The organism is Streptomyces coacervatus, assembly GCF_029223485.1.
Taxonomy (GTDB): domain Bacteria; phylum Actinomycetota; class Actinomycetes; order Streptomycetales; family Streptomycetaceae; genus Streptomyces; species Streptomyces coacervatus.
On sequence record NZ_JARHTP010000036.1, the window covers coordinates 10,657 to 35,280 of the forward strand.

Below are 24,624 nucleotides of genomic sequence, written 5' to 3' on the forward strand. Positions count from 1 at the left end.
TCGGGGCAGCAGCCCATGCTCCGCCGTTGATCTGACACCATTCCCCGGGGGCCCCGTTCGGCGGATGGACGGAGCTCGTTTGGCCAGACTTGCGACCAGGGGACGGATGGGACCGCGCAGTGCGGGGCTACGAACGCCAGGAGCGAGAGCCGGCGGCTGACGTCGACCACCTCTCTCGGTTCGAGGCCGAGATGGAGCGGCTGAAGACCGAGCGGGAAAAGGCGATCCAGCACGCCGAGGACCTCGGCTACCAGGTCGAGGTGCTGCGCGCCAAGCTGCACGAGGCGCGCCGCACCATCATGTCCCGGCCCTCCTTCGACGGCGGTGACATCGGCTATCAGGCCGAGCAGCTGCTGCGGAACGCGCAGGTCCAGGCCGACCAGCTGCGGCAGGACGCCGAGCGCGAGCTGAGCCAGGCGCGGGCGCAGACCCAGCGCATCCTCCAGGAGCACGCGGAGCAGGCCGCCCGGCTGCAGGCCGAGCTGCACCAGGAGGCCGTCACCCGCCGCCAGCAGCTGGACCAGGAGCTCGCGGAGCGCCGGCAGACCGTCGAGTCGCACGTCAACGAGAACGTGGCGTGGGCGGAGCAGCTGCGCGCCCGTTCCGAGTCCCAGGCGCGCCGGCTGCTCGACGAGTCCCGGACCGAGGCCGAGCAGGCCATGGCCACGGCGCGTACCGAGGCCGAGCGGGTCGCTTCCGAGGCCCGGCAACGGCTGCAGAGCGAGGCCGAGACGGCCCGCGCGGAGGCCGAGCAGCTTCTGCTCCGGGCCCGTACGGACGCCGAGCGGCTGCTGAACGCCGCCTCCACCCAGGCCCAGGAGGCCACCGACCACGCGGAGCAGCTGCGCAACTCCACGGCCACGGAATCCGACTCCGCCCGCCGCCAGGCCGGCGAGCTGAGCCGGGCCGCCGAGCAGCGCATGACGGAGGCCGAGGAGGCGCTGCGCAAGGCGCAGGCCGAGGCCGACAAGCTTGTCACCGAGGCCACGGCGGCGGCCGAGAAGGCCCTGGCCAGCGCCGAGTCGACGAACGAGCAGCGCACGCGTACGGCGAAGGAGCAGGTCGCCCGGCTGGTCGAGGAGGCCACGAAGGAGGCCGAGACCACCAAGTCGGACGCCGAGCAGGTCGTCGCGGATGCCCGCTCCGAGGCCGAGCGGATCGTCGCCGAGGCCTCCGAGAAGGCCCGCACGATCACCGCCGAGGAGAGCGCGACCCAGCTGTCGAAGGCGGCCAAGACCGCCGAGGACGTCCTCAACAAGGCGCAGGAGGACGCGCAGAACACCACCAAGGCGGCCGCCGAGGAGGCCGAGCGGATCCGTCGCGAGGCGGAGGCCGAGGCCGACCGGCTGCGCGGCGAGGCGCACGACATCGCCGAGCAGCTCAAGGGCTCGGCGAAGGACGACACCAAGGAGTACCGCGCCAAGACGGTCGAGCTGCAGGAGGAGGCGCGCCGGCTGCGCGGCGAGGCCGAGCAGCTGCGCTCCGAGGCGGTCGCCGAGGGCGAGAAGATCCGCGCGGAGGCCCGCAAGGAGGCCGTACAGCAGATCGAGGAGGCGGCCAAGACCGCCGAGGAGCTGCTGGCGAAGTCCCGGCAGGACGCGGACGAGCTGCGCCAGAAGGCCACCACGGACAGCGAGAAGGTCCGTACGGAGGCCATCGAGCGCGCCACCACGCTGCGCCGGCAGGCCGAGGAGACGCTCCAGCGCACTCGCCAGGAGGCCGAGCGGCACCGCGAGGAGGTCGTCGAGCAGTCCGAGGGCATCAAGGCCGACGCCGAGCGGGCCGCGCGCGAGCTGCACGAGGAGACCGAGCGGGCCATAGAGGCGCGCCGCGCGGAGGCCGCCGAGGAGCTGACGCGACTGCACACGGAGGCCGAGGACCGTCTCGCCGCCGCCGAGCAGGCACTGACCGACGCCCGCGAGCAGGCCGCGCGGATCCGCCGCGAGGCCGCCGAGGAGGCCGAGCGGCTGCGCGCCGAGGCGGGCGACCGGATCCGCACGCTGCAGCAGCAGGCCGAGGCGGAGGCCGAACGGCTGCGCAACGAGGCCGCGGCGGACGCGTCCACCTCCCGTGCCGAGGGCGAGGCCGTCGCCGTACGGCTGCGGTCCGAGGCCGCCGCGGAGGCCGAGCGGCTGAAGTCGGAGGCGCAGGAGACCGCAGACCGGGTGCGGGCGGAGGCGCTGGCCGCCGCCGAGCGGCTCGGCACCGAGGCGTCCGAGACGCTGGCCGCCGCCCAGGAGGAGGCCAACCGGCGCCGTCGCGAGGCCGAGGAACTCCTCGGTTCGGCACGGCAGGAGGCCGACCAGGAGCGCGAGCGGGCCCGCGAGCAGAGCGAGGAGCTGCTGGCCTCGGCGCGCAACCGCGTCGAGGAGGCGGGGACCGAGGCGGTCCGGCTGGTCGAGGAGGCCGACCGGCGCGCGAACGAGATGGTGTCGGCCGCCGAGCTGCACGCCCAGCAGGTCCGGGACTCGGTGTCCGGGCTGCACGAGCAGGCCCAGGAGGAGATCACCGGGCTGCGCAGCGCCGCCGAGCACGCGGCGGACCGCACCCGGCGCGAGGCACAGGAGGAGGCGGACCGGGTCCGCTCCGACGCCTATGCCGAGCGGGAGCGGGCCAGCGAGGACGCGGGCCGCATCCGGCGGGAGGCGGCCGAGGAGACGGACGCCGCCAAGTCGCTTGCCGAGCGCACGGTCTCGGAGGCGATCGCGGAGTCGGAGCGGTTGCGTTCGGACGCGGCCGAGTACGCCCAGCGGGTGCGTACGGAGGCGTCGGACGCGATCGCGGAGGCCGACCAGGCGGCGGCGCGCACCCGGGCGGACGCCCGCGAGGACGCCAACCGCATGCGGTCGGACGCGGCGACGCAGGCGGACACCCTCATCACCGAGGCGCGGAGCGAGGCCGAGCGGCTCACCACGGAGACGCTCACGGACACCGACCGGCTGCGCACCGAGACGGTCGCGGAGGCCGAGCGGGTGCGGGCCGAGGCGGTCGCCAAGGCCGAGAAGCTCATCGCGGACGCCACCGGGGACGCGGAGCGGCTGCGCGCCGAGGCCGCCGACACGGTCGGCTCCGCCCAGCAGCACGCCGAGCGGATCCGCAGCGAGTCCGAGCGCGTCAAGGCCCAGGCGGCGGCGCAGGCCGAGCGGCTGGTCAACGCCGCGCGCGAGGAGGCCGAGCGCACCCTCGACGAGGCCCGCAAGGACGCGGGCAAGCGGCGCCAGGACGTGGCCGAGCAGGTCGACACGCTCATCACCGAGACCACGGCCGAGGCCGACAAGCTGCTCTCCGAGGCCCAGCAGCAGGCCCACAAGACCACCGCCGAGGCGGAGTCGCAGGCCGACACCATGGTGGGCGCGGCCCGCACGGAGGCCGACCGTCTGGTGTCGGAGGCGACGGTCGAGGGCAACTCCCGCGTGGAGAAGGCCCGTACGGACGCGGACGAGCTGCTCGTCGGCGCCCGCCGCGACGCCACCTCCATCCGCGAGCGCGCCGAGGAACTGCGCGACCGCATCACCGGCGAGATCGAGTCGCTGCACGAGCGGGCCCGCCGGGAGTCCGCCGAGACGATGAAGTCGGCGGGCGACCGCTGCGACGCGCTCATCAAGGCCGCCGAGGAGCAGCTGGCCAAGGCGCAGGCGAAGTCCAAGGAGCTGGTCTCGGAGGCCAACTCCGAGGCGGGCAAGGTCCGGATCGCCGCCGTGAAGAAGGCCGAGGGGCTCCTGAAGGAGGCCGAGCAGAAGAAGTCGGCGCTCGTGCGGGAGGCCGAGGAGCTCAAGGCCGAGGCGATCCGCGAGGCCAGGCGCACGGTCGAGGAAGGCAAGCGCGAGCTGGAGATCCTGGTGCGCCGGCGCGAGGACATCAACGCCGAGATCTCCCGTGTCCAGGACGTCCTGGAGGCGTTGGAGTCCTTTGAGGCCCCGGGTGCGGGCAAGGACAATGGCGTCAAGGCGGGCGCCACGGTCGGCGCCCCTCGTTCGGGTAAGCCGTCGGACGGCTAGTCGGACAGCTGATCGACAGGTCCAAATCCGGTGCCATCTGGGGCCTTTGACCGATTTTTTGGCAAGCCGTCCGCAGGTTAGCCACTCAAAAGGGGTCTCATTCTGCAGATCAAACACGTATCCGCTCGATGACACACCGCTTCGGCCCCTAGGATTCCCCCTATCACCTCACCGGTCTCATTTGACAGGAACCCCATGAGCGACACTTCCCCCTACGGCTTCGAGCTTGTGCGGCGTGGGTACGACCGCGCTCAGGTGGACGAACGAATCTCCAAGCTCGTCTCCGACCGTGACAGCGCTCTCGCCCGCATCACCGCTCTGGAAAAGCGCATCGAGGAGCTCCACCTCGAGACGCAGAACGCCCAGGCACAGGTAACCGACGCGGAGCCGTCGTACGCCGGTCTCGGCGCGCGTGTCGAGAAGATCCTCCGCCTCGCCGAGGAAGAGGCCAAGGATCTGCGCGAGGAGGCCCGTCGCGCGGCCGAGCAGCATCGCGAACTCGCGGAGTCGGCGGCCCAGCAGGTCCGCAACGACGCAGAATCGTTCGCTGCGGAGCGCAAGGCCAAGGCCGAGGACGAAGGCGTCCGGATCGTCGAGAAGGCCAAGAGCGACGCCTCCCAGCTGCGTACCGAGGCGCAGAAGGACGCTCAGTCGAAGCGCGAGGAGGCCGACGCCCTCTTCGAGGAGACCCGCGCCAAGGCCGCGCAGGCCGCCGCCGACTTCGAGACGAACCTCGCCAAGCGCCGCGAGCAGTCCGAGCGCGACCTGGCGTCCCGTCAGCAGAAGGCGGAGAAGCGCCTCGCGGAGATCGAGCACCGCGCGGAGCAGCTCCGCCTGGAGGCCGAGAAGCTGCGCACCGACGCCGAGCGCCGCGCCCGCCAGACGGTGGAGACGGCTCAGCGCCAGGCCGAGGACATCGTGGCCGACGCCAACGCCAAGGCCGACCGGATCCGTTCGGAATCCGAGCGCGAGCTGGCCGCCCTCACCAACCGCCGCGACAGCATCAACGCCCAGCTGACGAACGTCCGCGAGATGCTCGCGACGCTCACGGGCGCCGCGGTGGCCGCGGCCGGTTCGCCGGCCGAGGACGAGCCGATCTCCCGTGGGGTTCCGGCGCAGCAGACCCGGTAACACCGCCTGACGGCAGCAGAGGCCCGCACCGACTCCCCCGAATGGTGCGGGCCTTTGGCGTACGGTGATCGGCTCAAGTGGCAGCCCCCGACCCCCGGTCTTAGCGTGGCCGCATGATCGAACTCGAGGGCCTGACCAAGCGCTACGGCGAGAAGCTGGCGGTCAACAACCTCACCTGCACCGTGAGACCCGGCATGGTGACCGGGTTCCTCGGGCCGAACGGGGCCGGCAAGTCGACGACGATGCGGATGATGCTGGGGCTCGACCGGCCCACCGCGGGCGATGTCCGTATCGACGGCAAGCACTACGACCACCTCAAGGACCCTCTGACGTACATCGGCGCCCTCCTGGACGCCAAGGCCATGCACGGCGGCCGCAGCGCCTTCAACCATCTGCTGTGTCTCGCGCAGAGCAACGGCATCCCGAAGCGGCGGGTGGCCGAGGTGCTCGACACGGTGGGCCTCACGGCGGTGGCGAAGAAGAAGGCCAAGGGGTTCTCGCTGGGCATGGGGCAGCGGCTCGGGATCGCGGGTGCGCTGCTCGGCGATCCCCGGATCCTGATGTTCGACGAGCCGGTCAACGGCCTCGACCCCGAGGGCATCCACTGGATCCGCAATCTGATGAAGTCCCTGGCGGCCCAGGGGCGGACCGTCTTCGTCTCCTCCCATCTGATGAGCGAGATGGCGCTGACCGCCGACCACCTCGTCGTCATCGGGCAGGGGCGACTGCTCGCCGACACCTCCATGTCCGACTTCATCGAACGGAACTCGCGCTCGTACATCAGGATCCGCTCCCCGCAGCGCGAGCGGCTGCTCGATGTGCTGCACGAGGCCGGGGTCACCGTCGTCGAGTCCGGCAGCGGGGCGCTGGAGGTGGACGGCGGCAAGCCCGAGCAGATCGGCGAACTGGCCGCGCAGCACCAGATCGTGCTGCACGAACTGAGCCCCCAGCAGGCCTCCCTGGAGGAGGCGTTCATGCAGCTGACCGCGGAGTCGGTGGAGTACCACGCGCACGCCGACACACCCCACGAGCCGCCCCAGGAGCCGTCGCCCGCTCGGCAGCACTGGGGCGACGGCTGGAACAGGAGCTGAGCATGGCGGCGATCCAGGTCGTGCGGTCCGAGTGGACCAAGATCCGGTCGGTGGCGTCCACGGTGTGGACGCTCTCCCTCGCCGTCGTCGTCACCGTGGCGCTCGGCATGCTGATCTCGGCGCTGTCCAGGCACGAGTTCGACAAGATGAGCATCAAGGACCGGCTCTCCTTCGACCCGACCTTCATCAGTTTCGCGGGCATGAGCCTCGGCCAGCTCGCGATGATCGTGTTCGGGGTGCTGGTCGTCTCGAACGAGTACAGCACCGGCATGATCCGCACCTCGCTGGCCGCCGTACCGCAGCGCGGCACCTTCCTGTTCAGCAAGATCGCCGTGGCGACCGGCCTCGCGCTCGCCGTCGGCATGGCGACCGGCTTCGTCGCCTTCTTCCTCGGGCAGGCGATGCTCGGCTCGCACCGGGCGTCGATCGGCGACCCGCATGTGCTGCGCGCCGTGATCGGCGGCGGCATCTACATGACCCTGATCGCGGTGTTCTCGATGGGCGTCGCCGCCATGCTGCGCTCGCCGATGCTGTCGCTGGGCATCCTGATGCCGTTCTTCTTCCTGATCTCCAACATCCTGGGCAATGTCGACGCGACGAAGAAGATCGGCCGGTTCCTGCCCGACCAGGCCGGCAGCAAGATCATGCAGGTGGTGCCGCGGATCGACGACGACACCCCGTACGGCCCGTACGGCGGCCTCGGCATCATGGTGCTGTGGGCGCTTGCGGCGCTGCTCGGCGGGTATGTGTTGCTGAAGAGACGGGATGCCTGAGCGGGGCTCGCCTTTTTACTTGCTCTTGAGCGGAACCGTCAGCCGCTCGATATCCTCCTAACCCTTACGGGGGCGTGTGCCCTGCTGTCCTGACCTTCCGATGGGTGCGGAGCATGATCGAGGCTGTAGGCCTTACCAAGCGCTACGGCGACAAGACCGCCGTGTACAACCTTTCCTTCCAGGTGCGGCCGGGCGCCGTCACCGGCTTCCTCGGACCCAACGGCTCCGGCAAGTCGACGACGATGCGGATGATCCTCGGTCTGGACAACCCCACCGCGGGGCAGGTGACGATCGGCGGCTACCCGTACCCCAAGCTGCCCAACGCCCCCCGTCAGGTGGGCGCCCTGCTCGACGCCAAGGCCGTGCACGGCGGCCGGTCGGCCCGCAGCCACCTGCTCTGCCTGGCCCAGCTGTCCGGCATCCCGGCGCGCCGCGTCGACGAGGTGCTGGGCGTGGTCGGGCTCCAGGAAGTGGCCAGGAAGCGCTCCAAGGGCTTCTCCCTCGGCATGGGGCAGCGCCTCGGCATCGCCGCCGCGCTGCTCGGCGACCCCCAGGTGCTGCTGTTCGACGAGCCGGTCAACGGCCTCGACCCCGAGGGCATCCTCTGGGTGCGCAACCTCATGAAGGCGCTCGCGGCGGAGGGTCGTACGGTCTTCGTCTCCTCCCACCTGATGAGCGAGATGGCGCTGACCGCGGATCACCTCATCGTGATCGGGCGCGGACAGCTGCTGGCCGACATGAGCGTCAAGGACTTCATCTCGGCGAACTCCGCCGACTTCGCGCGCGTGCGCACGCCGGACACCGAGCCGCAGCTGCGCGAGAAGCTGACGTCCGCGCTCACCGAGGCCGGCGGACATGTGCTGCCCGAGCAGGACGGCGCCCTCCGGATCACGGGACTGCCGCTCCCCCGCATCAGCGACATCGCCCACGACGCCGACGTACGCCTGTGGGAGCTGTCGCCGCACCAGGCCTCGCTGGAGGAGGCGTACATGCGGATGACCCAGGGGGCCGTCGACTACCGCTCGACCGTCGACCAGAAGTCGGGGCTCATGCAGCCGCTGCCGCCCGGCGCGCAGCCGCCGATGCCGGTGCCGGGGCAGGGCCAGCCCGACTGGTACGCCCCGCCGCCGCCCCAGCAGGGCGGGCAGCCGTTCGCCATGCCGCAGGGGCAGCCGGGTCCGTACGGCGCTCCGGGCGCACCCGGCGCGGGTCAGCCCAACCCTTACGCGCAGCCGGCGCCCGCGGCGCCCCAGACGCCGGCAGCGCCGCCCCAGCCGCCCGTCTCCGCCGCCTCCGCCGACCTGACCAAGCCCGAGGACGCCCGATGAGCACGCCCCAGCCCCCGATGCCGCAGACCGCCGCACCCGACTGGCAGGCGGCGGCGCCCGGTTCGCCGTATCCCACCTACACCTCGCCGATCCCGGTCGTGCGCACCCACCTCGGGCACGCCATCTCCTCGGAGTGGACGAAGATCAGATCGGTGCGCTCCACGATGTGGACGCTCGGCGTGTTCGTGCTGCTCGTCGTCGGCATCGGGCTGGCGACCGCCGCGCTGGTCGCCGCCAACCAGGCGGAGGACAGCCTGACGGGCCAGAACCCGTTGTCCTTCGGCGTGTTCGGGCTGCTCCTCGGCAGCATGTGCATCATCACGCTCGGCGTGCTGACCACCGCCTCGGAGTACGGCACCGGCATGATCCGGACCACGATGACCGCATGCCCGTCACGCGCGCGCGTGCTGACGGCGAAGGCGATCGTGTTCTTCGCGGTGGCGTTCACCGTCACGTTCGCGTCGGTGCTCCTTGTCGCCCTCGCGGACGTCGCCATGCTGAAGGGCGCCAAGGACCCGTCCGGCGGCGACTGGCTGAAGGGCACGTTCGGCATCTCGTTCTACATCGCGCTGCTCGGGCTGCTCTCGCTCGTCGTCGGCTCGATCATCCGGCACTCGGCGGGCGCCGTCACCATCATGATCGGCCTCGTGCTGGCGCCGCTGGTGATCGCGCTGTTCATGTTCTCGTCGGCCCTGGAGAAGGTGCGCCAGGCCCTGTTCGACTACTCGATCCCGAACCAGCTCGGGGCCTTCTACTCCAACTCCCTCAGCGACACCGGCCCGACCGGCTGGGACCCGGTATGGATCGCCCTGGGCGTGACGGCGGTCGCCTTCGCCGGCGCGGTGGCGCTGCTGCAGAAGCGCGACGTCTAGCTCACGCTCAGAACTTCGGCGCGTTACGGGACCGCTGCACCCTCGTGGTGCGGCGGTCCTTCGCGTTCCAGCACGCCTTGTGCCAGTGGCGGCGGTCGTCGACGCCCGAGTGCTCCGGCCAGGCCACCACGTGCGGGACACCGGAGGGGATCATCTGGTCGCAGCCGGGGCAGCGGTACGTCTTGCCCTGTGCGCTCGCGCCCGCCACGTGCCGCACGGTCCACTCCTCGCCCTGCCAGCTCTCGGTGGACTGCCAGCCGCCGTAGCGGCCCGGCGGGTCGTCCTCGGCGCTCCGGCCGGACGAGCCCGACGGGTCGGCTCCCTTGGGTCGGTTGCGACGCGGGGACACGGGACACCTCACGGGGCTATACAGGGAGCAGGGGCCGTGTCCAGCCTACGGGGCGCGGACGGGGGTACGCGTAGACCACCGACCGGCGCCGGTCCCCCGCCGCGACCACGCATTCTCCAGACAATCCGCAAATCTCTTCGCCAGGCCGTGTCCTCGGCACGTGTCAGACGGTTATGCGGGTGGGGGAGCTCCGCGTCGGAGCCAAGGAAGCAGGAAAAGCAATGCGTGTAGGAAGTTTCGTGTTGGCGGCCCAGTTCCCGGGGCAGGGCCAGGGGGAGGCGCTGCACCGCGCGGTCCGCTCGGCCGAGGTCGCCGAGGAAGCGGGTCTTGACTCGGTCTGGCTGGCCGAGCACCACTTCGTGCCGTACGGCACATGCCCGTCGGCGATCACGCTGGCGGCATTACTGCTCGGCCGCACCCGCCGCATCCGGGTCGGCACGGCGGTCACCGTACTGCCCACCGCCCACCCGGTGGCCGTCGGCGAGCAGGCCGCGCTGCTGCACATCACGTCCGGCGGGCGCTTCTCGCTGGGCGTGGGGCGCGGCGGGCCGTGGGTCGACCTGGAGGTGTTCGGCTCGGGCCTCAAGGCGTACGAGGAGGGGTTCCCGGAATCACTCGATCTGCTGGTGCGCTGGCTGCGCGAGCCGTCGGTCGAGGCCACGGGAGAGCGCTTCGGTTTCCGTGAAGTCCCCGTCGTACCAAGGCCGTCGGAGTCCCTGTCGGACATGGCGGGCCCCGAGGTCGTCGTCGCGTGCACCTCGCCGTCGAGTGTGCGGCAGGCCGCCGAGCGCGGGCTGCCGATGCTGCTCGGGATGCATGTGGGGGACGAGGAGAAGGCCGAGATGGTCGCCCTGTGGCGGCAGCTCGCCCGCGCGGCCGGACAACCCGCGGAGGTGGTCCTCGGCGCGGCCCATGTCTCGGCCGGCGTCTGCCAAATCGCGGACCGGCGTACGGACGCGGTCGAGGCGCTGACGAAGGCGATGCCCGGCTGGCTGAAGCAGGGGCTGGATGCGCATGTCACGGTGGACGGCCGGACCCGGCAGATGCGCGACCCGCTGGCGTACACCGAACTGCTCTGCGGCCTGCATCCGGTGGGCACCCCGCGCCTGTGCGCCGACCGCCTCGCCGCGACCAGCGAGCGGACCGGCATCTCCCGCTTCGCCCTGCTGGTGGAGGGCTCGGGAGACCTGGCGGCCACCGAGGAGAACGTACGGCGGCTGGGCGCCGAGGTGCTCCCGCACCTCGGTTGAACGGGCGAACGGGCCTGGTCTGCAAGGAGCTTGCCGCCCCAGTACTGAAACACCTCCCGCGTACGGAGCGGCAAGCAAGCGGCTTGCTCCTCAGCAGTCCCGGAACTCCGGGGACTGGTTGAGCAGCTGACTGCGGACCGAGGTGAAGCGGGCCAGCGTCTCGTCGACCGAGGCGTCCAGCGGGAACACCGCCACCCGGTGGCAGTTCTGGAAGGCCAGCCGCACACCGAAGTGCCTTTGCAGCGCGCCGCGTATCGCGTCACTCGCGAGCGCACGCAGCAGCTGTCCGCGTGCCTGCTCGTCCGGCGGGGGCGTCTGGTTGTCGGCGAAGCTTCCGCCGTCCACCTTCAGCTGGGCCACCAGGGAGCTGATCATCTCCCATGCGTAGGGCAGGGAGGTCCGGACGCAGTCGACGAATTCAGCTTCGTCGACCTCGCCTCGCTCGGCCTTTTCGAGTAGGGCCGGTGAGACGTCGAGCGACATGGGTTCTCCTCTCGCACCCCCGTGGTCGACAGGGGTTGCCGGACAGAATGGGGAGTTCGCGATACCGAACACGCTCAGTACCCGTCTCGCGACCTCCCGTTTACTACGGTAAGCAACGGACGGTGACGGCACCAGGAAAATGCGTACATGGAGAGCCCTCTTTGGGCACACAATCAGCCATAAATGAACATGGGTTGTCTGGGGTTTTCCGGGGCGAATCGCGTCGACCCTCACCCGTCGAGTAGCGTTGCCGACCATGCGTCTCGTCATTGCCCGATGCTCCGTCGACTACGCGGGCCGGCTCACCGCCCATCTCCCTTCGGCACCCCGCCTCATCCTGGTGAAGGCGGACGGCAGCGTCTCGATCCACGCTGACGACCGCGCCTACAAGCCCCTGAACTGGATGTCCCCGCCCTGCACGCTGAAGGAGGGTGCCGACGGCGAGGAAGGCGTCTGGACCGTCATCAACAAGGCGGGCGAGAAGCTGATCATCACGATGGAGGAGATCCTCCACGACTCCTCGCACGAACTGGGCGTGGATCCCGGCCTGATCAAGGACGGCGTGGAAGCACACCTTCAGGAGCTCCTCGCCGACCGCATCGAGACGCTCGGCGACGGCTACACGCTGATCCGCCGCGAGTACATGACGGCCATCGGTCCGGTCGACATCCTGTGCCGGGACGCCGAGGGACAGACCGTCGCGGTCGAGATCAAGCGGCGCGGCGAGATCGACGGCGTGGAGCAGCTCACCCGCTACCTCGAGCTGCTGAACCGCGATCCCCATCTCGCCCCGGTCCGCGGCATCTTCGCGGCCCAGGAGATCAAACCGCAGGCGCGCGTCCTCGCCACGGACCGCGGGATCGGCTGCGCGGTGCTGGACTACGACGCCCTCAGGGGCATCGAGGACGACAAGCTGCGGTTGTTCTAGCCTTCGGCTGCATTGCTACGACGAAGAGGGCCGGGTCCGTTCGACGGACCCGGCCCTCACTGTCTGCGCGGAACCTCAGATCACCGCACCCGAGCTGCTGCTCGCCGGGGTGCTGGCCGAACTGCTTGTCGTGGCCGGGGCGCTGGAGGTCGCGGGGGCGCTGGACGCCGGGCCGCTGGCCGAGTTGGAGGTGGTCGGGGACGACGGCGGGGTCGACGTAGGCGGCGCCGTCGTCGTCGGCGGCGCGGACGAGGTGGGCGGCTGCGAGGTCGTCGGCGGAGATGTCGTCGGCGGCTTGGTCGTCGACGGGCTCGTCGGCGGCTTCGTCGTAGACGGCTTGGACGGCGAGCTCGTCGAACCGCCCCCCGACCCCTTCGTCCCACTCGGGTTGTCCGACGGCTGCGTCGTGTCTGACGGCGGCGTCGGGTCGTCCGAGGTGCCGTATGTGCCGTCGGGGCCCGGGTCCGTCGGGCGGCTCGTCGCCGTGCCGGTGTCGCTCTTCGGCTTGTCGGCGCCGAGGCTGCCGTCGTCGGTGCCCTGGCTGGCGGACGGGTTGACGCCGACCTTGTCGGACGGGTTGTTGGCGTCGTTGTTGGACGTCGCGCCGAGTGTCACGACCGTGCCGAGCACCGCCGCGAGCAGCGCACCTGCGCCGGCCGCGACGAGGTTGCGCCGGGCCAGGCCGCGGATGCCGCCCCGGTGGTCCTTGGGAGCCTGGCCGGACGTGGCACGGTGGACGACCAGCGTCGAGGTGTCACCCGACGAGGGCTGCGGCGGGCTCGCCAGGAACGCGGCCGGCACTCCTCCGGGCGGCGACTGGGACTCCTCGTAGCGCGCGTCCGGGACCTCCTCGCCCGCCATGGAGCCGAGGCCCGGCGTCGTGCCGGAGCGGTCGGCGACCAGGGCGAGGGCGCGGCGCCCCGCCACCGTGCCGCGCTTGTCGGCGAGTGCGCCGCGCAGCCCGATGGAGGACTCCAGCTCGGCGCGGGCCCGGTCGAGCTGTCCGCCGCAGATCGCGAGGATGCCCAACTCGTGCTGGAAGTAGGCCTGTTCGGACACCTCGCCGGCCAGCCGGGAGGCCTCGGAGCCGGACCGCAGGGCCCGCTCCCAGGCGCTCCAGTGCAGACCCGCGGCGAACGCGGGCGCCGCCGTGCGGGCCAGCTGCACGGTGACGCTCTCCTCGCCCTCGGCGGGCGGAGTCGTGCCGGGGACGAGGATGCCGAGCGCGGCGAGCAGGGCGTCGGCCTCGGCGCACACCCGCTCCGGGGTGACCGACGGGTGCCCGGCCCACCAGGCGTAGTGCTGGGCGGCGGTCAGGGCCTGCGCCTCGACCTCGTCGCCGTATCCGGCGGCCTCCAGCTGGGCGAGGACCCCGGCGGCGAGCCGGTAGCGGGAGCCGACCGCGGAGACCAGCCCACAGGAGGCCAGTTCGCCGAGGGCGGCGTCCGCGTGGGTGTCGCCGACCAGCGCGGGCAGATGGGCCTGGTGCGGCACCTCGCCGCCGAGCGCGACGGCGAACCGCAGGGTGGCCCGTGCAGAGGCGCTGAGCCGGGAGGCCAGCAGCGGCGCGGGCGCGGCGGCCTCGCCGAGCGACGGCAGGGGTACCTCGTCGCCCTCGGCGTCGAGAGACGGTTCGAAGGGCGCGTCCACGGGGATGGCGTCCTCGAAGACGCCGAACTCGTCGACGGCGCCGGTCCCGGCGCGCTGCTGGTCGCGCTGGCGCAGCAGGGCGCCGGCCTGGACGAAGCGCAGCGGCAGGCCCTCGGACTCGAACCAGAGGTCGCCGGCCCAGTTGGACTCTTCCTCCGTCAGCACACGGCCGACGGCGCGCTCGATGAGCTCCACGCCGCCCGCACGGTCGAGACCGCCGAGGAAGACCTCTTCGAGGGTGGAGTCGGCGGCAGGCGCGGGCACCTCGGGCGTCGCGCCGACCACGAAGGCGCACTCGGGCGTCGCGTCCAGCAGTTCGTCGAGCCCGGCGCCGCCGAACTCGACGTCGTCGAGGACGACGACCGCGCCGATGTCCCGGACCAGTTCGAGCAGTTCGTCCCGTTCCGGGCGGTGCAGGGGCGCGTCGTAGACGGCGTAGAAGAGGTCGTACAGCAGGTCGCTCGCCGTGCGGTGGAAGCCGCTGAGGCGGACGACGCCGTCGGGGGCGAGGTCCGCGCAGTCCTCGGCGACGAGGTCGAGAAGGGCGGTGCGGCCGGAGCCGGCGGGGCCGGTCAACCGGACGGAGCGGCCGCGGGCCAGCAGCCGGACCAGCCGCTCGCGCTCCTCCTGGCGTTCCAGCAGATGCAGCGACGGCTGGGCCGGTCCCGGCGGGACGGGCGGCTTGGCCGCGCGGTTCACCTCGGCGCGCTCGGCCGCCGTGAGCTTCCCGGGCCGGCCCGGGCGCTCGCCCGGCGGGCAGGCCTCTATCTCGCTGCCGTCGACGGGGTTGACGGTGAGCAGGTAGTCGCCCGTGACGAGCTGCACCGTGCGCGCGAGCGCGGGCGTGTGCTGCCCGAAGTCCGTTGCGAGGGAGTCCCTGGGCGGGCGCTGGCGCGGCGTGCTGCCGTCGCCGTCATGGCCGTACTCCTCGGGTCCCCGGTTGTTCGGGTCCATAGGTTCAAGCCCCCCAAAAGCGTCGTGTGTGCCTTGAGCCCCTCCCGGCCTTGCTGCACACCGCGCTGTCGCTTCTGGTCCGGGCCCACTAGCAGGGATGTCAGGCAGTGGGCGACCGAACCCTAAACCTTTGCTCAGTATCTACGACAGCCCGGGGTACCGCGCCGTGCGAGACGTCACAGTCTCGTGAGGATTGCGCGCGCCGTGCGTTTCGCGGACCTGTGCCCTGGCCTCCCCCGTATCCCGGCTCACATCCGTTCGAGGGGTCACACGCGGGGCAGTGACTCCACCCCGATGCCGCCCTCGATCGCCAGGATCCGGTGCAGTCGGGTGGCCACCAGCAGGCGCTGCATCTGCGGCGGAACGTCGCGCAGCACCAGGCGCCGGCCGCAGCGGCCGGCCCGCCGGTGGACACCCATGATCACCCCGAGTCCGGTGGCGTCCCAGGAGTCCAGTTCGGACAGGTCCAGCACCAGGTCGCCGGCTCCGTCGTCGACGGCCGAGTGCAGGACCGTACGGGCGTCCGCCGCGCTGCGGACGTCGAGGCGGCCCCCGACGACCAGCTCGGCGTGGTCGCCCCTGATGTACATATGCGCTCCCCGAGAGTGCGGTGACGTACTCCGTGACGGTGGCTGTGCAACGTCTGACTGCTTCAGCGACAACGAGGTTGCCGTCTGTAAGCGAACCGATACCGAATTCACCCCCGCGGGTGATACCCGCGGGGCCTGTGCGGTTTCAGTGGCTGCACGTACTGATGTCTCAGTACGAGTAGAAGCCCTGCCCGCTCTTGCGCCCGATGTCACCGGCATCAACCATCCGGCGCATCAGTTCCGGCGGCGCGAACTTCTCGTCCTGCGACTCGGTGTAGATGTTGCTGGTGGCGTGCAGCAGGATGTCGACGCCGGTCAGGTCCGCCGTGGCCAGCGGGCCCATCGCATGGCCGAAGCCCAGCTTGCAGGCGAGGTCGATGTCCTCGGCGGTCGCGACACCCGACTCGTAGAGCTTTGTGGCCTCGACGACGAGGGCGGAGATGAGACGGGTGGTCACGAACCCCGCCACGTCCCGGTTGACGACGATGCAAGTCTTGCCGACGGACTCGGCGAACTCCCGCGCGGTGGCGAGGGTTTCGTCGCTCGTCTTGTACCCGCGGACCAGCTCGACGAGCTGCATCATCGGCACCGGCGAGAAGAAGTGGACGCCGACGACCCGCTCGGGGCGCTCGGTGGCCGCCGCGATCTTGGTGATCGGGATCGCGGAGGTGTTGGAGGCGAGCACGGTGTCCGGGCGCACGATCTTGTCGAGCGCCTGGAAGATCTCGTGCTTGACCTCGAGCTTCTCGAAGACGGCCTCGACGACGACGTCCGCGTCCGCGGCGGCGTCCAGGTCGGTGGTCGCGGTGATGCGCGCGAGGGCGGCGTCGGCGTCGTGCGCCTCCATCCTCCCCTTGCTCACGAACTTGTCGTACGAGGCCTTGATGCCGTCGGTGCCACGCTTCAGTGCCTCGTCGGTGACGTCACGCAGGACGACGTCCCAGCCCGCCTGCGCGGAGACCTGGGCGATGCCGGAACCCATCAGGCCGGCACCGATGACGGCAAGCTTCCGTGCCACTGTGCGACTCCCCTTTGAAACGCCTTACACGCTGTTTACGTATGCCTCTTCGGCGGACCTTAGCGGTCGTGAGGTGCTGTGTGACCGGTAAGTAATGCGCGTCACGTCTCATCTGACGGACATCACACCGGCTCGGGTCATTCCATGCCTCGGACGGCGTAGTTGAGCACCTTCTGGCTCAACAGGTCCTCGATGTCGTCGAGGAGGACCAGGGCCTCTCGTGATACTTCGCGCGGATTGCGCCCCTGGACCATCTCACGGCCGATGACCCCCATGACGGTGCTGTGCACCCAGCCGAGCTGACCGGCGATCAGGTGTGGCATCGGGTCGTCGGCGCCGGCTCCGACCTCCTCGCGCAGAGCCTCTTCGAGGTTGGCCTGAACCTCCTGCGCGATCGCCCACAGCCGGGAGCGCAGCGCGGGTGCGTCCTCGATGACCCGCATGAAGGCGGCGTACCCGGGAATCAGTCCGACCCGCGGCGAGACGGCCTCGACCTCCTCGCGCAGCTCCCGCAGGATCGCGACCGCGGCCGACTCCCCCTTGTGGCGGCCGCGCACCCAGCGGGCCATCCGGTCGACGAGCCCGGCGGAGCGGTCGAAGAAGAGGTCCTCCTTCGCCGGGAAGTAGTTGTAGACGGTGTTGACGGAGACGTTCGCGGCGTCGGCGATCTCGGCGACGGTGACCGCGTCGAAGCCGCGCTCGACGAACAGGCCTGTGGCGACATCCGAGATGTACTGCCGGGTCTGCCGCTTCTTCCGCTCCCTGAGCCCCTCTGCCATGACCGAATCGTAGCCCTTCCTGGGCTCCCTGAAATTTTGGTGTCATTGCAAAATTTCAGCGCCTCTGTTTTTCTGGACGCATGCCACCAGTCATCAGCGCGGCCGGACTGGCCCGCACGTTCCAGACCAAACGCGGCCCGGTCGAGGCCGTCCGCGGTATCGACCTCACCGTCCGCGAGGGCGAGATCCTCGGTTTCCTCGGCCCGAACGGCGCCGGCAAGACCACCACCCTGCGCATGCTCACGACCCTGCTCCCACCGACCGGCGGCACGGCCACGGTCGCGGGCTGCGATCTCGTCACCGATCCGGCCGGGGTGCGGCAGGCGTGCGGGTACGTGGCGCAGTCGGGCGGCGTCGATCCTCAGATCTCCGTACGGGAGGAACTCGTCACCCAGGGCCGCCTGTACCGCCTGACCAAGGACCAAGCGGCCGCGCGCGCCGAGGAGTTGGCCCGCGACCTGGCCTTCGCCGACCTCCTCGACCGCAAGGCAGGCGCCCTGTCCGGCGGTCAGCGCCGCCGCCTCGACATCGCGATGGCCCTCACCCACCGCCCGAAGGTTCTGTTCCTCGACGAGCCGACGACCGGCCTCGACCCCGGCAGCCGAGCCGACCTGTGGGACCTGATCCGCGGCCTGCGCGACGAGCACGGCACGACGGTCTTCCTGACCACCCACTACCTGGACGAGGCCGACGCCCTCTCCGACCGCCTGGTGATCGTCGACAAGGGCATGGTCGTGGCCGAGGGCACACCGACCGCCCTCAAGCTGCAGCACGGCGGATCGATCGACGCGACGCTCCAGGACACGTTCCTCGCGATCACCGGCCGCGGTCCCGCGACGGCCGACGCCGCCCCCGTAGCCGTATAGAACCCGACAGCCGTACAGGAATCCGATGCTTCTTCACGACACAGCACTCATCTACGGCCGCTACCTGCGCCAGTCCCTCCGCTCGCGCTTCGCGCTGCTCTTCGGCCTGCTCATGCCGCTCCTCTATCTCCTCTTCTTCGGTCCGCTGCTGACGCATCTGCCGATGGGCGGGCGGGGCAGTTCCTGGCAGGTGCTGGTGCCGGGGCTGCTGCTCCAACTCGGGCTGTTCGGGGCCTCGTTCGCGGGGTTCGCGATCATCATCGAGAAGAGCCAGGGGGTGCTGGAGCGAATGCGGGTGACCCCGGTCAGCCGTCTCGCCCTGCTCCTCGGCCGTGTGCTGCGCGATGCCACGGTGTTCGTCTTCCAGGCGGTGCTGCTGGTGCTGGCGGCGGTGGCGATGGGCCTGCGGGCGCCGCTCGGCGGGGTGCTGATCGGCTTTGCGTTCGTCGGTCTGCTGACGGTCTCGCTCGGCTCGCTGTCGTACGCGATGGCCATGAAGGTCAACACGCCGCAGGAGTTCGGGCCGCTGGTCAATGCCATGACCATGCCGTCGATGCTGCTGTCCGGTCTGATGCTCCCGATGACGCTGGCGCCGGCCTGGCTGGACGTGCTCTCGCACTTCATGCCGTTCCGCTATCTGGTGGATGCGGTGCGGGACGCGTACGTCGGCTCGTACGCGACGGATCACATGCTGTACGGCGTCCTGGTGGCCGTCGCCTTCGCGGGACTGGCCGTGACAGTGGGCACACGTGTGTTCCGGACGGCCGGGGCGTAACTACGCTGGTCACATGGTCAATCTGACGCGTATCTACACCAGGACCGGCGACCAGGGCACCACCGCCCTCGGCGACATGAGCCGGGTCGCCAAGACCGATCTGCGGATCTCCGCGTACGCGGACGCCAACGAGGCGAACGCGGTGATCGGCACGGCGATCGCGCTGGGCGGGCTCGACGAGGAGATCGTCAAGGTGCTCACCCGAGTGCAGAACGACCTGTTCGACGTGGGCGCGGACCTCTCGACGCCGGTGGTCGAGAAGCCGGACTTCCCGCCGCTCCGGGTCGAGCAGTTCTACGTCGACAAGCTGGAGGCCGACTGCGACCGCTTCAACGAGCAGCTGGAGAAATTGCGGTCCTTCATCCTCCCGGGCGGGACACCGGGTGCCGCCCTGCTGCACCAGGCCTGCACGGTCGTACGGCGGGCCGAGCGGTCGACATGGGCGGCGCTGGAGGTGCACGGTGAGGCGATGAATCCCCTCACCGCGACCTACCTGAACCGCCTGTCTGACCTCCTGTTCATCCTGGCCCGCACAGCCAACAAGGACGTCGGCGATGTGCTGTGGGTGCCGGGCGGGGAGCGCTGAGCGCTCCGCGGGATGTGCCGCGATATGCCGTCGATCGTCTGCGGCGCCATCGTGGCTGGTCGCGCAGTTCCCCGCGCCCCTTCAGGCCGCTGCCGAACCGCAGCGGACTTCGCGCACCCTGCTCAGCGCTGCGCGTCCTGGTCGGCCCGGGTGACCGCGGACTCGGCGGCGGCCACCTTCTTCTGCATCTCCGGGTAGCCGGAGGGGGTGGCCGGTGCCTTCTGCGACGTCGTGCCGCCTGCGTGTGTGCAGCCCGCGGTGAGTCCCGCGAGGAGGGCGAGCGAGGCGGCCGCGATCTTCAGACGCATCAGCTCGCGCCCTCGTTGTTGTCCTTGCACCAGGTCCGGACGTCGGCCAGGTCCTTCTGGCGTTGCTGCAATGTCGTCACCAGTGACTTGCGGAAGGTCAGCCGGTCCTGGAGATAGGTGGCGATCTCGCTGTGGCCGGCCGACTTGGCGTTGTCGACGCGCTGCTGGAGCCGGGCGATCGAGCCGCGCTTGTCCGCGCCCGCGTTCAGGCGCTTCAGCGCGCGGTCGATGCGGTGGCCGATCTTCGGCGCCCGCTTGCAGAGGGCCTTCGCGCCGTCGCCCGTCGGCGTGGCGGCGGGTGCGGGTGTGGTCGTGCTGTCGGCCGTCGCCGCACCCGTGCCGGTCGCCAGCAGTGCCGCCGCGGCCAGCCCCACGAGGAGGGTGCGCCGCCTTCGTCGTACGTACATCTTGAGCCTCCGTTCCGCGGACGGCCCCCTTCGTCCGTCCGCTCGCCGTGGAGGCTAGGGGGCCTCTTTGGGGAAACTCTGTGACCGGTTTGTCCCGGCTGTGCCGATCAGCCAGTCACGGTGGACGGGCAGGGTGCCGGCGGCCCTCGGCAGCCGTACCTCGAAGCGGGTGCCGACGCCGGCCGGGCCGTCGGCGACCGTGACGGCGCCCTGGTGGAGCGCCGTCTGCTGGGCGACCAGGGTCAGACCGAGACCGGAGCCCGAGCTGCCGGGCCCGCGGGCGAACCGCTCGAAGATCCGCCCGCGTTCCTCGAAAGGCACTCCCGGTCCGCGGTCGTCGACGGTGATGACGACCTGTTCACCCTCGCCCCGCACCCCGACCGCCACGCTCGCCCGCCCGTCCTGGTCCCGGCCGTGGGCCAGCGCGTTGGCGAGCAGGTTGTCGAGGAGGAGCCGCAGGCCGGGTTCCCAGCCGTGCACGGTGAGTCCGGGTGCCGCGTCCAGGATGATCCGGGCGTCCGGCGCGCGGCGGCGGGCCTCGGCGACCGCCGCGTCGGCGACCTCGGCGAGATCCACCGCCCGCAGCGCCTCCGCCTCGACCAGATCCCCGCGGCCCAGCTCGCGCAGCATCACCAACAGGCCGAGCAGCCGGGCGTGTTCATGGCGCAGGTCGGTGAGGACCTCGGTGCGGTCGGGCTCGGGGAGGTCGGGGTGGGCGGCGAGGATGTCGAGGTTGGTGCCCATGCTCATCAGCGGGGTGCGCAGTTCATGCGAGGCCGCCGCGGAGAAGGAGCGGGCGGTGTCCAGGGCTTCCGCGGTGCGGGCTGCCTGTTCGTCGTAGCGGGCGAGGACCGTGCGCAGGGTGGCGGCCAGTTCGTCGACCTCGGTGACGCCGCTCGGCTCCTCGGGCAGCCGGGCGGTGCTGGTGCGCGGGTCGAGTCCGGCGGTACGGCGGCCGAGGCGCCGCAGGGGACCGCTCGCACCGGTGGCGACACCCCACGCGAGCAGGCCGGCCAGGGGTGCCGCGAGCAGGGAGGTCACCGCCACGCGCCGCCGTACGAGCCGGAGTTGGGCCTGGTCGGCGGCGTTGGGCGAGAAGACCCAGAGGGTGCCGGAGCCGCGGGCGGTGGTGATCGGCACGGACAGCGCACGCCAGCTGGTGCCGCCGTCCCGCACGGTGACCGGAGTGGTCGCCCGCGCCGGCAGCGGCACCGAGGCGTCCGGCTGCGGACCGCCGCTGAAAGTGGTGTGCGGCCCGATGACGCGTACGCCGACGTCGAGGGCGGCGCTGTAGAGCTGACGCTCGCGATTGTCGGCGGCCTTGGGCCGGTTGTTGGCGCTGGCCCTCAGGAGAGCACGGGCGTCCTGGGCGACGGCGGTGGCGCGGGCCCGCAGATGGTCGTCCTCGGCGCCGTGCAGATCCCGGTTGACCAGCTGGAGCAGCAGCCAGCCGGAGGCCAGCACCAGCAGCGGCACGGTGACACCGACGGCGAGCCCGATCCGGGTGGACAGTCTCACGGCTCTTCCCTCAGTACGAAGCCGACTCCGCGCACGGTGTGTACGAGCCTGGACCGCCCGTCCGCCTCCAGCTTGCGCCGCAGATAGCTGACGAACGTGTCCACGGCGTCGGTGCGCACGTCGAAGTCGTAGCCCCACACCCGCTCCAGGAGCTGGTCCCGGGTGAGGACCAGCCCGGCGTTGCGGGCGAGGACTTCGAGGAGTTCGAACTCGCGCCGGGTCAGCTCCAGCGGTCTGCCGTCGCGCTCGGCGGTGCGGGCGGCCGGGTCGATCACCAGACCCGCGACCCGCAACACCTCGCCCGCGGGCGGCCTTCGCCGTAGGAGTGCCCGCAGCCGCAGCACCAGTTCCTGCAGGGCGAACGGCTTGACCAGGTAGTCGTCGCCGCCCGCCTGGAGCCCGGCGATACGGTCGGCGGTCTCGTCGAGTGCCGAGAGCATCAGGACAGGAAGGTCCCGGCCGTCGTCACGAAGCCGTTCGCACACCTCGATACCGCTCATGCCGGGCATCGACACATCGAGGACTAGCACGTCCGGCGGCGTCTCCTGAATCACCGCGAGCGCCTCACGGCCCCCCTCCGCCGTCCGCACCCGGAAGCCGCTCAGCCGCAGCCCGCGCTCCAGCGAACGCCGGATGGCCGCGTCGTCATCGACGACCAGCACGGCTCCGGGACTGCCCGTCTCGCTCATGTGCCCTCCCCTCAGCGTCTGGTCAGGGTACGGGCCTCCCCGGCTCGGACGGCAGCGTCAGGTGACGGTGAAGAACACAGGAGTGGGGCGCCCGGAAACCTCGTATACAGAGTGGTCCAGACCTATTGACCGATGGTCCAGACCTTTCTATTCTCGCGGCACCGTGGGCGTGAAGGCTCAGTCGCGCCCCCAACTCCCGCTAAGGAGGCGCAACATGCGCTTCAGACACAGAGCCGCGGCAGGGTTCGCCACGCTGCTGCTCCCGCTGGCCGGTCTGGTCGGCCTCGCGAGCCCCGCCCAGGCCGCGACCACCGCGACGGCCACCTACGCCAAGACCCAGGACTGGGGCAGCGGCTTCGAAGGCAAGTGGACGGTGAAGAACACCGGCACCACGGCCATCAGCTCCTGGACGATCGAGTGGGACTTCCCCTCCGGTACGTCCGTCACCTCGGCCTGGGACGCGGACGTCACGTCCTCCGGCACCCACTGGACCGCCAAGAACAAGTCCTACAACGGCTCCATAGCCCCGGGCGCCTCCGTCTCCTTCGGCTTCAACGGCGCGGGCTCCGGCTCCCCCTCCAACTGCAAGCTGAACGGCGACAGTTGCGACGGGACCACGGTCCCCGGCGACGCGGCACCTTCCGCGCCGGGCACCCCCACCGCCTCCTCCGTCACCGACACCTCGGTGAAGCTCGCTTGGAGCGCGGCCACCGACGACAAGGGCATCAAGAACTACGACGTCCTGCGCGACGGCAAGGTCGTCTCGACGGTCACCACGACCTCGTACACGGACAGCGGCCTCACCGCCGGCACCGACTACTCCTACACCGTCCAGGCCCGTGACACCGCCGACCAGACCGGCCCGGTCAGCGGCGCGGTCGCCGTGCACACCACCGGCGGCACGACCACTCCCCCGACCTCCGGCTCGACGGTCAAGCTCGGCTACTTCACCGAGTGGGGCATCTACGGCCGAAACTACAACGTCAAGAACCTGGTGACATCGGGTTCGGCGTCCAAGATCACGCACATCAACTATGCCTTCGGCAACGTCACCAACGGCCAGTGCGCGATCGGCGACTCCTACGCCGACTACGACAAGGCCTTCACCGCCGACCAGTCGGTCAGCGGCGTCGCCGACACCTGGGACCAGCCGCTGCGGGGCAACTTCAACCAGCTCCGTGAGCTCAAGGCCAAGTACCCGAACATCAAGGTGCTGTGGTCCTTCGGCGGCTGGACCTGGTCCGGCGGCTTCGCCCAGGCCGCGGCCAACCCGACCGCCTTCGCGGACTCCTGCTACAACCTGGTGAAGGACTCGCGCTGGGCCGATGTCTTCGACGGCATCGACATCGACTGGGAGTACCCGAACGCCTGCGGGCTCTCCTGCGACACCAGCGGGGCCGCGGCCTTCAAGAACGTGATGTCCGCGCTGCGCGCCAAGTTCGGTGCCGGCGCCCTGGTCACGGCCGCCGTCACCGCGGACGGCTCCGCCGGCGGCAAGATCGAGGCCGCCGACTACGCGGGCGCCGCCCAGTACGTCAACTGGTACAACGTGATGACGTACGACTTCTTCGGCGCCTGGGACGCCCAGGGCCCGACCGCCCCGCACTCCCCGCTGACCTCCTACAGCGGCATCCCCAAGGCCGGGTTCACCACGGCCGACGCGATGGCCAAGTACAAGGCGGCCGGCGTCCCCGCGAGCAAGCTGCTGATCGGCATCGGCTTCTACGGCCGCGGCTGGACGGGCGTGACGCAGGACGCCCCGGGCGGCACCGCCACGGGCGCGGCTGCGGGAACGTACGAGCAGGGCATCGAGGACTACAAGGTCCTCAAGACGTCCTGCCCGGTCACGGGCACGGTCGCGGGCACGGCGTACGCGCACTGCGGCAGCAACTGGTGGTCGTACGACACCCCGTCGACCATCGCCGGGAAGATGAGCTGGGCCAAGTCCCAGGGCCTCGGCGGCGCGTTCTTCTGGGAGTTCAGCGGTGACACCGGCAATGGCGAGCTGGTGAGCGCCATCAGCAGCGGGCTCGGCTGACGGCTTGACACAAACTGAGGGCGCGCGGCGCATGCCGCGCGCCCTCGGCGTGCGCGGCATGGGGCCGTTCGGCCCTCCCGACAGGCCGGTCGGCCGGTGAGAGACGGCCCCCGACCGGGAACAATCGATATCTCAACCAGCAAGCGGAATGGCTTATTCAGGGGGGAACAGAATGATTCGGGGGGACGCATTGAAGCGAAGGCTCAACAAATCCATACGGCCGCGCAGGCCCAGGGCAGCTGC

Annotated in this window: 22 protein-coding genes; 12 read left to right on the top strand and 10 right to left on the bottom strand. The window is 70.9% G+C overall.

What is annotated here, in order from left to right; all coding sequences use genetic code 11:
• Window positions 1-119: 119 nt before the first annotated feature.
• The 6 genes from scy (at window position 120) to P2Q00_RS48640 (ending at window position 9,193) form a co-directional block, all read left to right on the top strand.
• On the top strand, window positions 120-3,998 hold the full coding sequence (scy, locus tag P2Q00_RS48615; protein ID WP_275781414.1) for a polarized growth protein Scy: 3,879 nt from the start codon (window positions 120-122) through the stop codon (window positions 3,996-3,998).
• A gap of 195 nt (window positions 3,999-4,193) precedes the next feature.
• Window positions 4,194-5,129 (top strand): coiled-coil domain-containing protein, encoded by a 936-nt coding sequence (locus P2Q00_RS48620; protein WP_275781415.1) that lies wholly within the window; start codon window positions 4,194-4,196, stop codon window positions 5,127-5,129.
• 113 nt (window positions 5,130-5,242) lie between these two features.
• On the top strand, window positions 5,243-6,220 hold the full coding sequence (locus P2Q00_RS48625; RefSeq protein ID WP_275781416.1) for an ABC transporter ATP-binding protein: 978 nt from the start codon (window positions 5,243-5,245) through the stop codon (window positions 6,218-6,220).
• Between the two features lie 2 nt (window positions 6,221-6,222).
• A complete protein-coding gene (locus tag P2Q00_RS48630; RefSeq protein ID WP_275781417.1) occupies window positions 6,223-6,993 on the top strand; it encodes an ABC transporter permease in 771 nt (256 codons plus the stop codon).
• Window positions 6,994-7,106: 113 nt separating this feature from the next.
• Window positions 7,107-8,321 carry an ABC transporter ATP-binding protein gene (locus P2Q00_RS48635; protein WP_275781418.1) on the top strand — a complete coding sequence of 405 codons (1,215 nt, stop codon included), beginning with the start codon at window positions 7,107-7,109 and terminating at the stop codon, window positions 8,319-8,321.
• Window positions 8,318-9,193 carry an ABC-2 transporter permease family protein gene (locus tag P2Q00_RS48640; RefSeq protein WP_275781420.1) on the top strand — a complete coding sequence of 292 codons (876 nt, stop codon included), beginning with the start codon at window positions 8,318-8,320 and terminating at the stop codon, window positions 9,191-9,193. The genes P2Q00_RS48635 and P2Q00_RS48640 overlap by 4 nt, the downstream gene beginning before the upstream one ends.
• Before the next feature lie 7 nt (window positions 9,194-9,200).
• Here P2Q00_RS48640 and P2Q00_RS48645 read toward each other — a convergent pair whose 3' ends face one another.
• Window positions 9,201-9,542: an Rv1322 family protein gene (locus tag P2Q00_RS48645; protein ID WP_275781422.1), complete on the bottom strand. Its 342-nt coding sequence runs from the start codon at window positions 9,540-9,542 to the stop codon at window positions 9,201-9,203.
• 221 nt (window positions 9,543-9,763) lie between these two features.
• Here P2Q00_RS48645 and P2Q00_RS48650 point away from each other — a divergent pair, with 221 nt between their 5' ends.
• Window positions 9,764-10,792, top strand: a complete 1,029-nt coding sequence (locus P2Q00_RS48650; protein WP_275781423.1) for an LLM class flavin-dependent oxidoreductase — start codon at window positions 9,764-9,766, stop codon at window positions 10,790-10,792.
• 90 nt (window positions 10,793-10,882) lie between these two features.
• Here P2Q00_RS48650 and P2Q00_RS48655 read toward each other — a convergent pair whose 3' ends face one another.
• Entirely contained in the window at window positions 10,883-11,275 is a 393-nt protein-coding gene (locus tag P2Q00_RS48655) for an SCO5389 family protein (protein WP_097269047.1), read from the bottom strand.
• A 256-nt stretch (window positions 11,276-11,531) separates the two neighbouring features.
• Between P2Q00_RS48655 and nucS the strand changes: the two genes are divergently transcribed.
• On the top strand, window positions 11,532-12,203 hold the full coding sequence (gene nucS, locus P2Q00_RS48660; protein WP_275781425.1) for an endonuclease NucS: 672 nt from the start codon (window positions 11,532-11,534) through the stop codon (window positions 12,201-12,203).
• A 75-nt stretch (window positions 12,204-12,278) separates the two neighbouring features.
• On the opposite strand, the gene P2Q00_RS48665 is transcribed toward nucS, so the two are convergent.
• The 4 genes from P2Q00_RS48665 to P2Q00_RS48680 form a co-directional block, all read right to left on the bottom strand.
• Window positions 12,279-14,807, bottom strand: a complete 2,529-nt coding sequence (locus tag P2Q00_RS48665; RefSeq protein ID WP_275781426.1) for an ATP-binding protein — start codon at window positions 14,805-14,807, stop codon at window positions 12,279-12,281.
• 266 nt (window positions 14,808-15,073) lie between these two features.
• Window positions 15,074-15,397 carry an STAS domain-containing protein gene (locus P2Q00_RS48670; RefSeq protein ID WP_016438220.1) on the bottom strand — a complete coding sequence of 108 codons (324 nt, stop codon included), beginning with the start codon at window positions 15,395-15,397 and terminating at the stop codon, window positions 15,074-15,076.
• Between the two features lie 169 nt (window positions 15,398-15,566).
• The gene (locus P2Q00_RS48675; protein WP_275781427.1) at window positions 15,567-16,415 is read right to left on the bottom strand and encodes a 3-hydroxyacyl-CoA dehydrogenase family protein; all 849 of its coding nucleotides are present in this window, start codon (window positions 16,413-16,415) and stop codon (window positions 15,567-15,569) included.
• 137 nt (window positions 16,416-16,552) lie between these two features.
• Window positions 16,553-17,194: a TetR/AcrR family transcriptional regulator gene (locus tag P2Q00_RS48680; RefSeq protein WP_275781429.1), complete on the bottom strand. Its 642-nt coding sequence runs from the start codon at window positions 17,192-17,194 to the stop codon at window positions 16,553-16,555.
• An 80-nt stretch (window positions 17,195-17,274) separates the two neighbouring features.
• Here P2Q00_RS48680 and P2Q00_RS48685 point away from each other — a divergent pair, with 80 nt between their 5' ends.
• From P2Q00_RS48685 to P2Q00_RS48695, 3 genes are read left to right on the top strand one after another with little or no spacing between them, the layout of a single operon-like run.
• A complete protein-coding gene (locus P2Q00_RS48685; protein ID WP_275781430.1) occupies window positions 17,275-18,060 on the top strand; it encodes an ABC transporter ATP-binding protein in 786 nt (261 codons plus the stop codon).
• A gap of 25 nt (window positions 18,061-18,085) precedes the next feature.
• The gene (locus P2Q00_RS48690; RefSeq protein WP_275781432.1) at window positions 18,086-18,835 is read left to right on the top strand and encodes an ABC transporter permease; all 750 of its coding nucleotides are present in this window, start codon (window positions 18,086-18,088) and stop codon (window positions 18,833-18,835) included.
• A gap of 13 nt (window positions 18,836-18,848) precedes the next feature.
• On the top strand, window positions 18,849-19,421 hold the full coding sequence (locus P2Q00_RS48695; RefSeq protein ID WP_275781433.1) for a cob(I)yrinic acid a,c-diamide adenosyltransferase: 573 nt from the start codon (window positions 18,849-18,851) through the stop codon (window positions 19,419-19,421).
• Window positions 19,422-19,543: 122 nt separating this feature from the next.
• Here P2Q00_RS48695 and P2Q00_RS48700 read toward each other — a convergent pair whose 3' ends face one another.
• From P2Q00_RS48700 to P2Q00_RS48715, 4 genes are read right to left on the bottom strand one after another with little or no spacing between them, the layout of a single operon-like run.
• Window positions 19,544-19,729 carry a hypothetical protein gene (locus tag P2Q00_RS48700; protein WP_275781435.1) on the bottom strand — a complete coding sequence of 62 codons (186 nt, stop codon included), beginning with the start codon at window positions 19,727-19,729 and terminating at the stop codon, window positions 19,544-19,546.
• On the bottom strand, window positions 19,729-20,136 hold the full coding sequence (locus tag P2Q00_RS48705; RefSeq protein WP_275781436.1) for a hypothetical protein: 408 nt from the start codon (window positions 20,134-20,136) through the stop codon (window positions 19,729-19,731). The genes P2Q00_RS48700 and P2Q00_RS48705 overlap by 1 nt, the downstream gene beginning before the upstream one ends.
• A gap of 54 nt (window positions 20,137-20,190) precedes the next feature.
• Entirely contained in the window at window positions 20,191-21,654 is a 1,464-nt protein-coding gene (locus P2Q00_RS48710) for a sensor histidine kinase (protein ID WP_275781438.1), read from the bottom strand.
• A complete protein-coding gene (locus P2Q00_RS48715; protein ID WP_275781439.1) occupies window positions 21,651-22,343 on the bottom strand; it encodes a response regulator transcription factor in 693 nt (230 codons plus the stop codon). The genes P2Q00_RS48710 and P2Q00_RS48715 overlap by 4 nt, the downstream gene beginning before the upstream one ends.
• A gap of 214 nt (window positions 22,344-22,557) precedes the next feature.
• Here P2Q00_RS48715 and P2Q00_RS48720 point away from each other — a divergent pair, with 214 nt between their 5' ends.
• Complete coding sequence (locus tag P2Q00_RS48720; RefSeq protein ID WP_275781440.1) at window positions 22,558-24,381, top strand: glycoside hydrolase family 18 chitinase; 1,824 nt, start codon at window positions 22,558-22,560, stop codon at window positions 24,379-24,381.
• Window positions 24,382-24,624 lie beyond the last annotated feature (243 nt).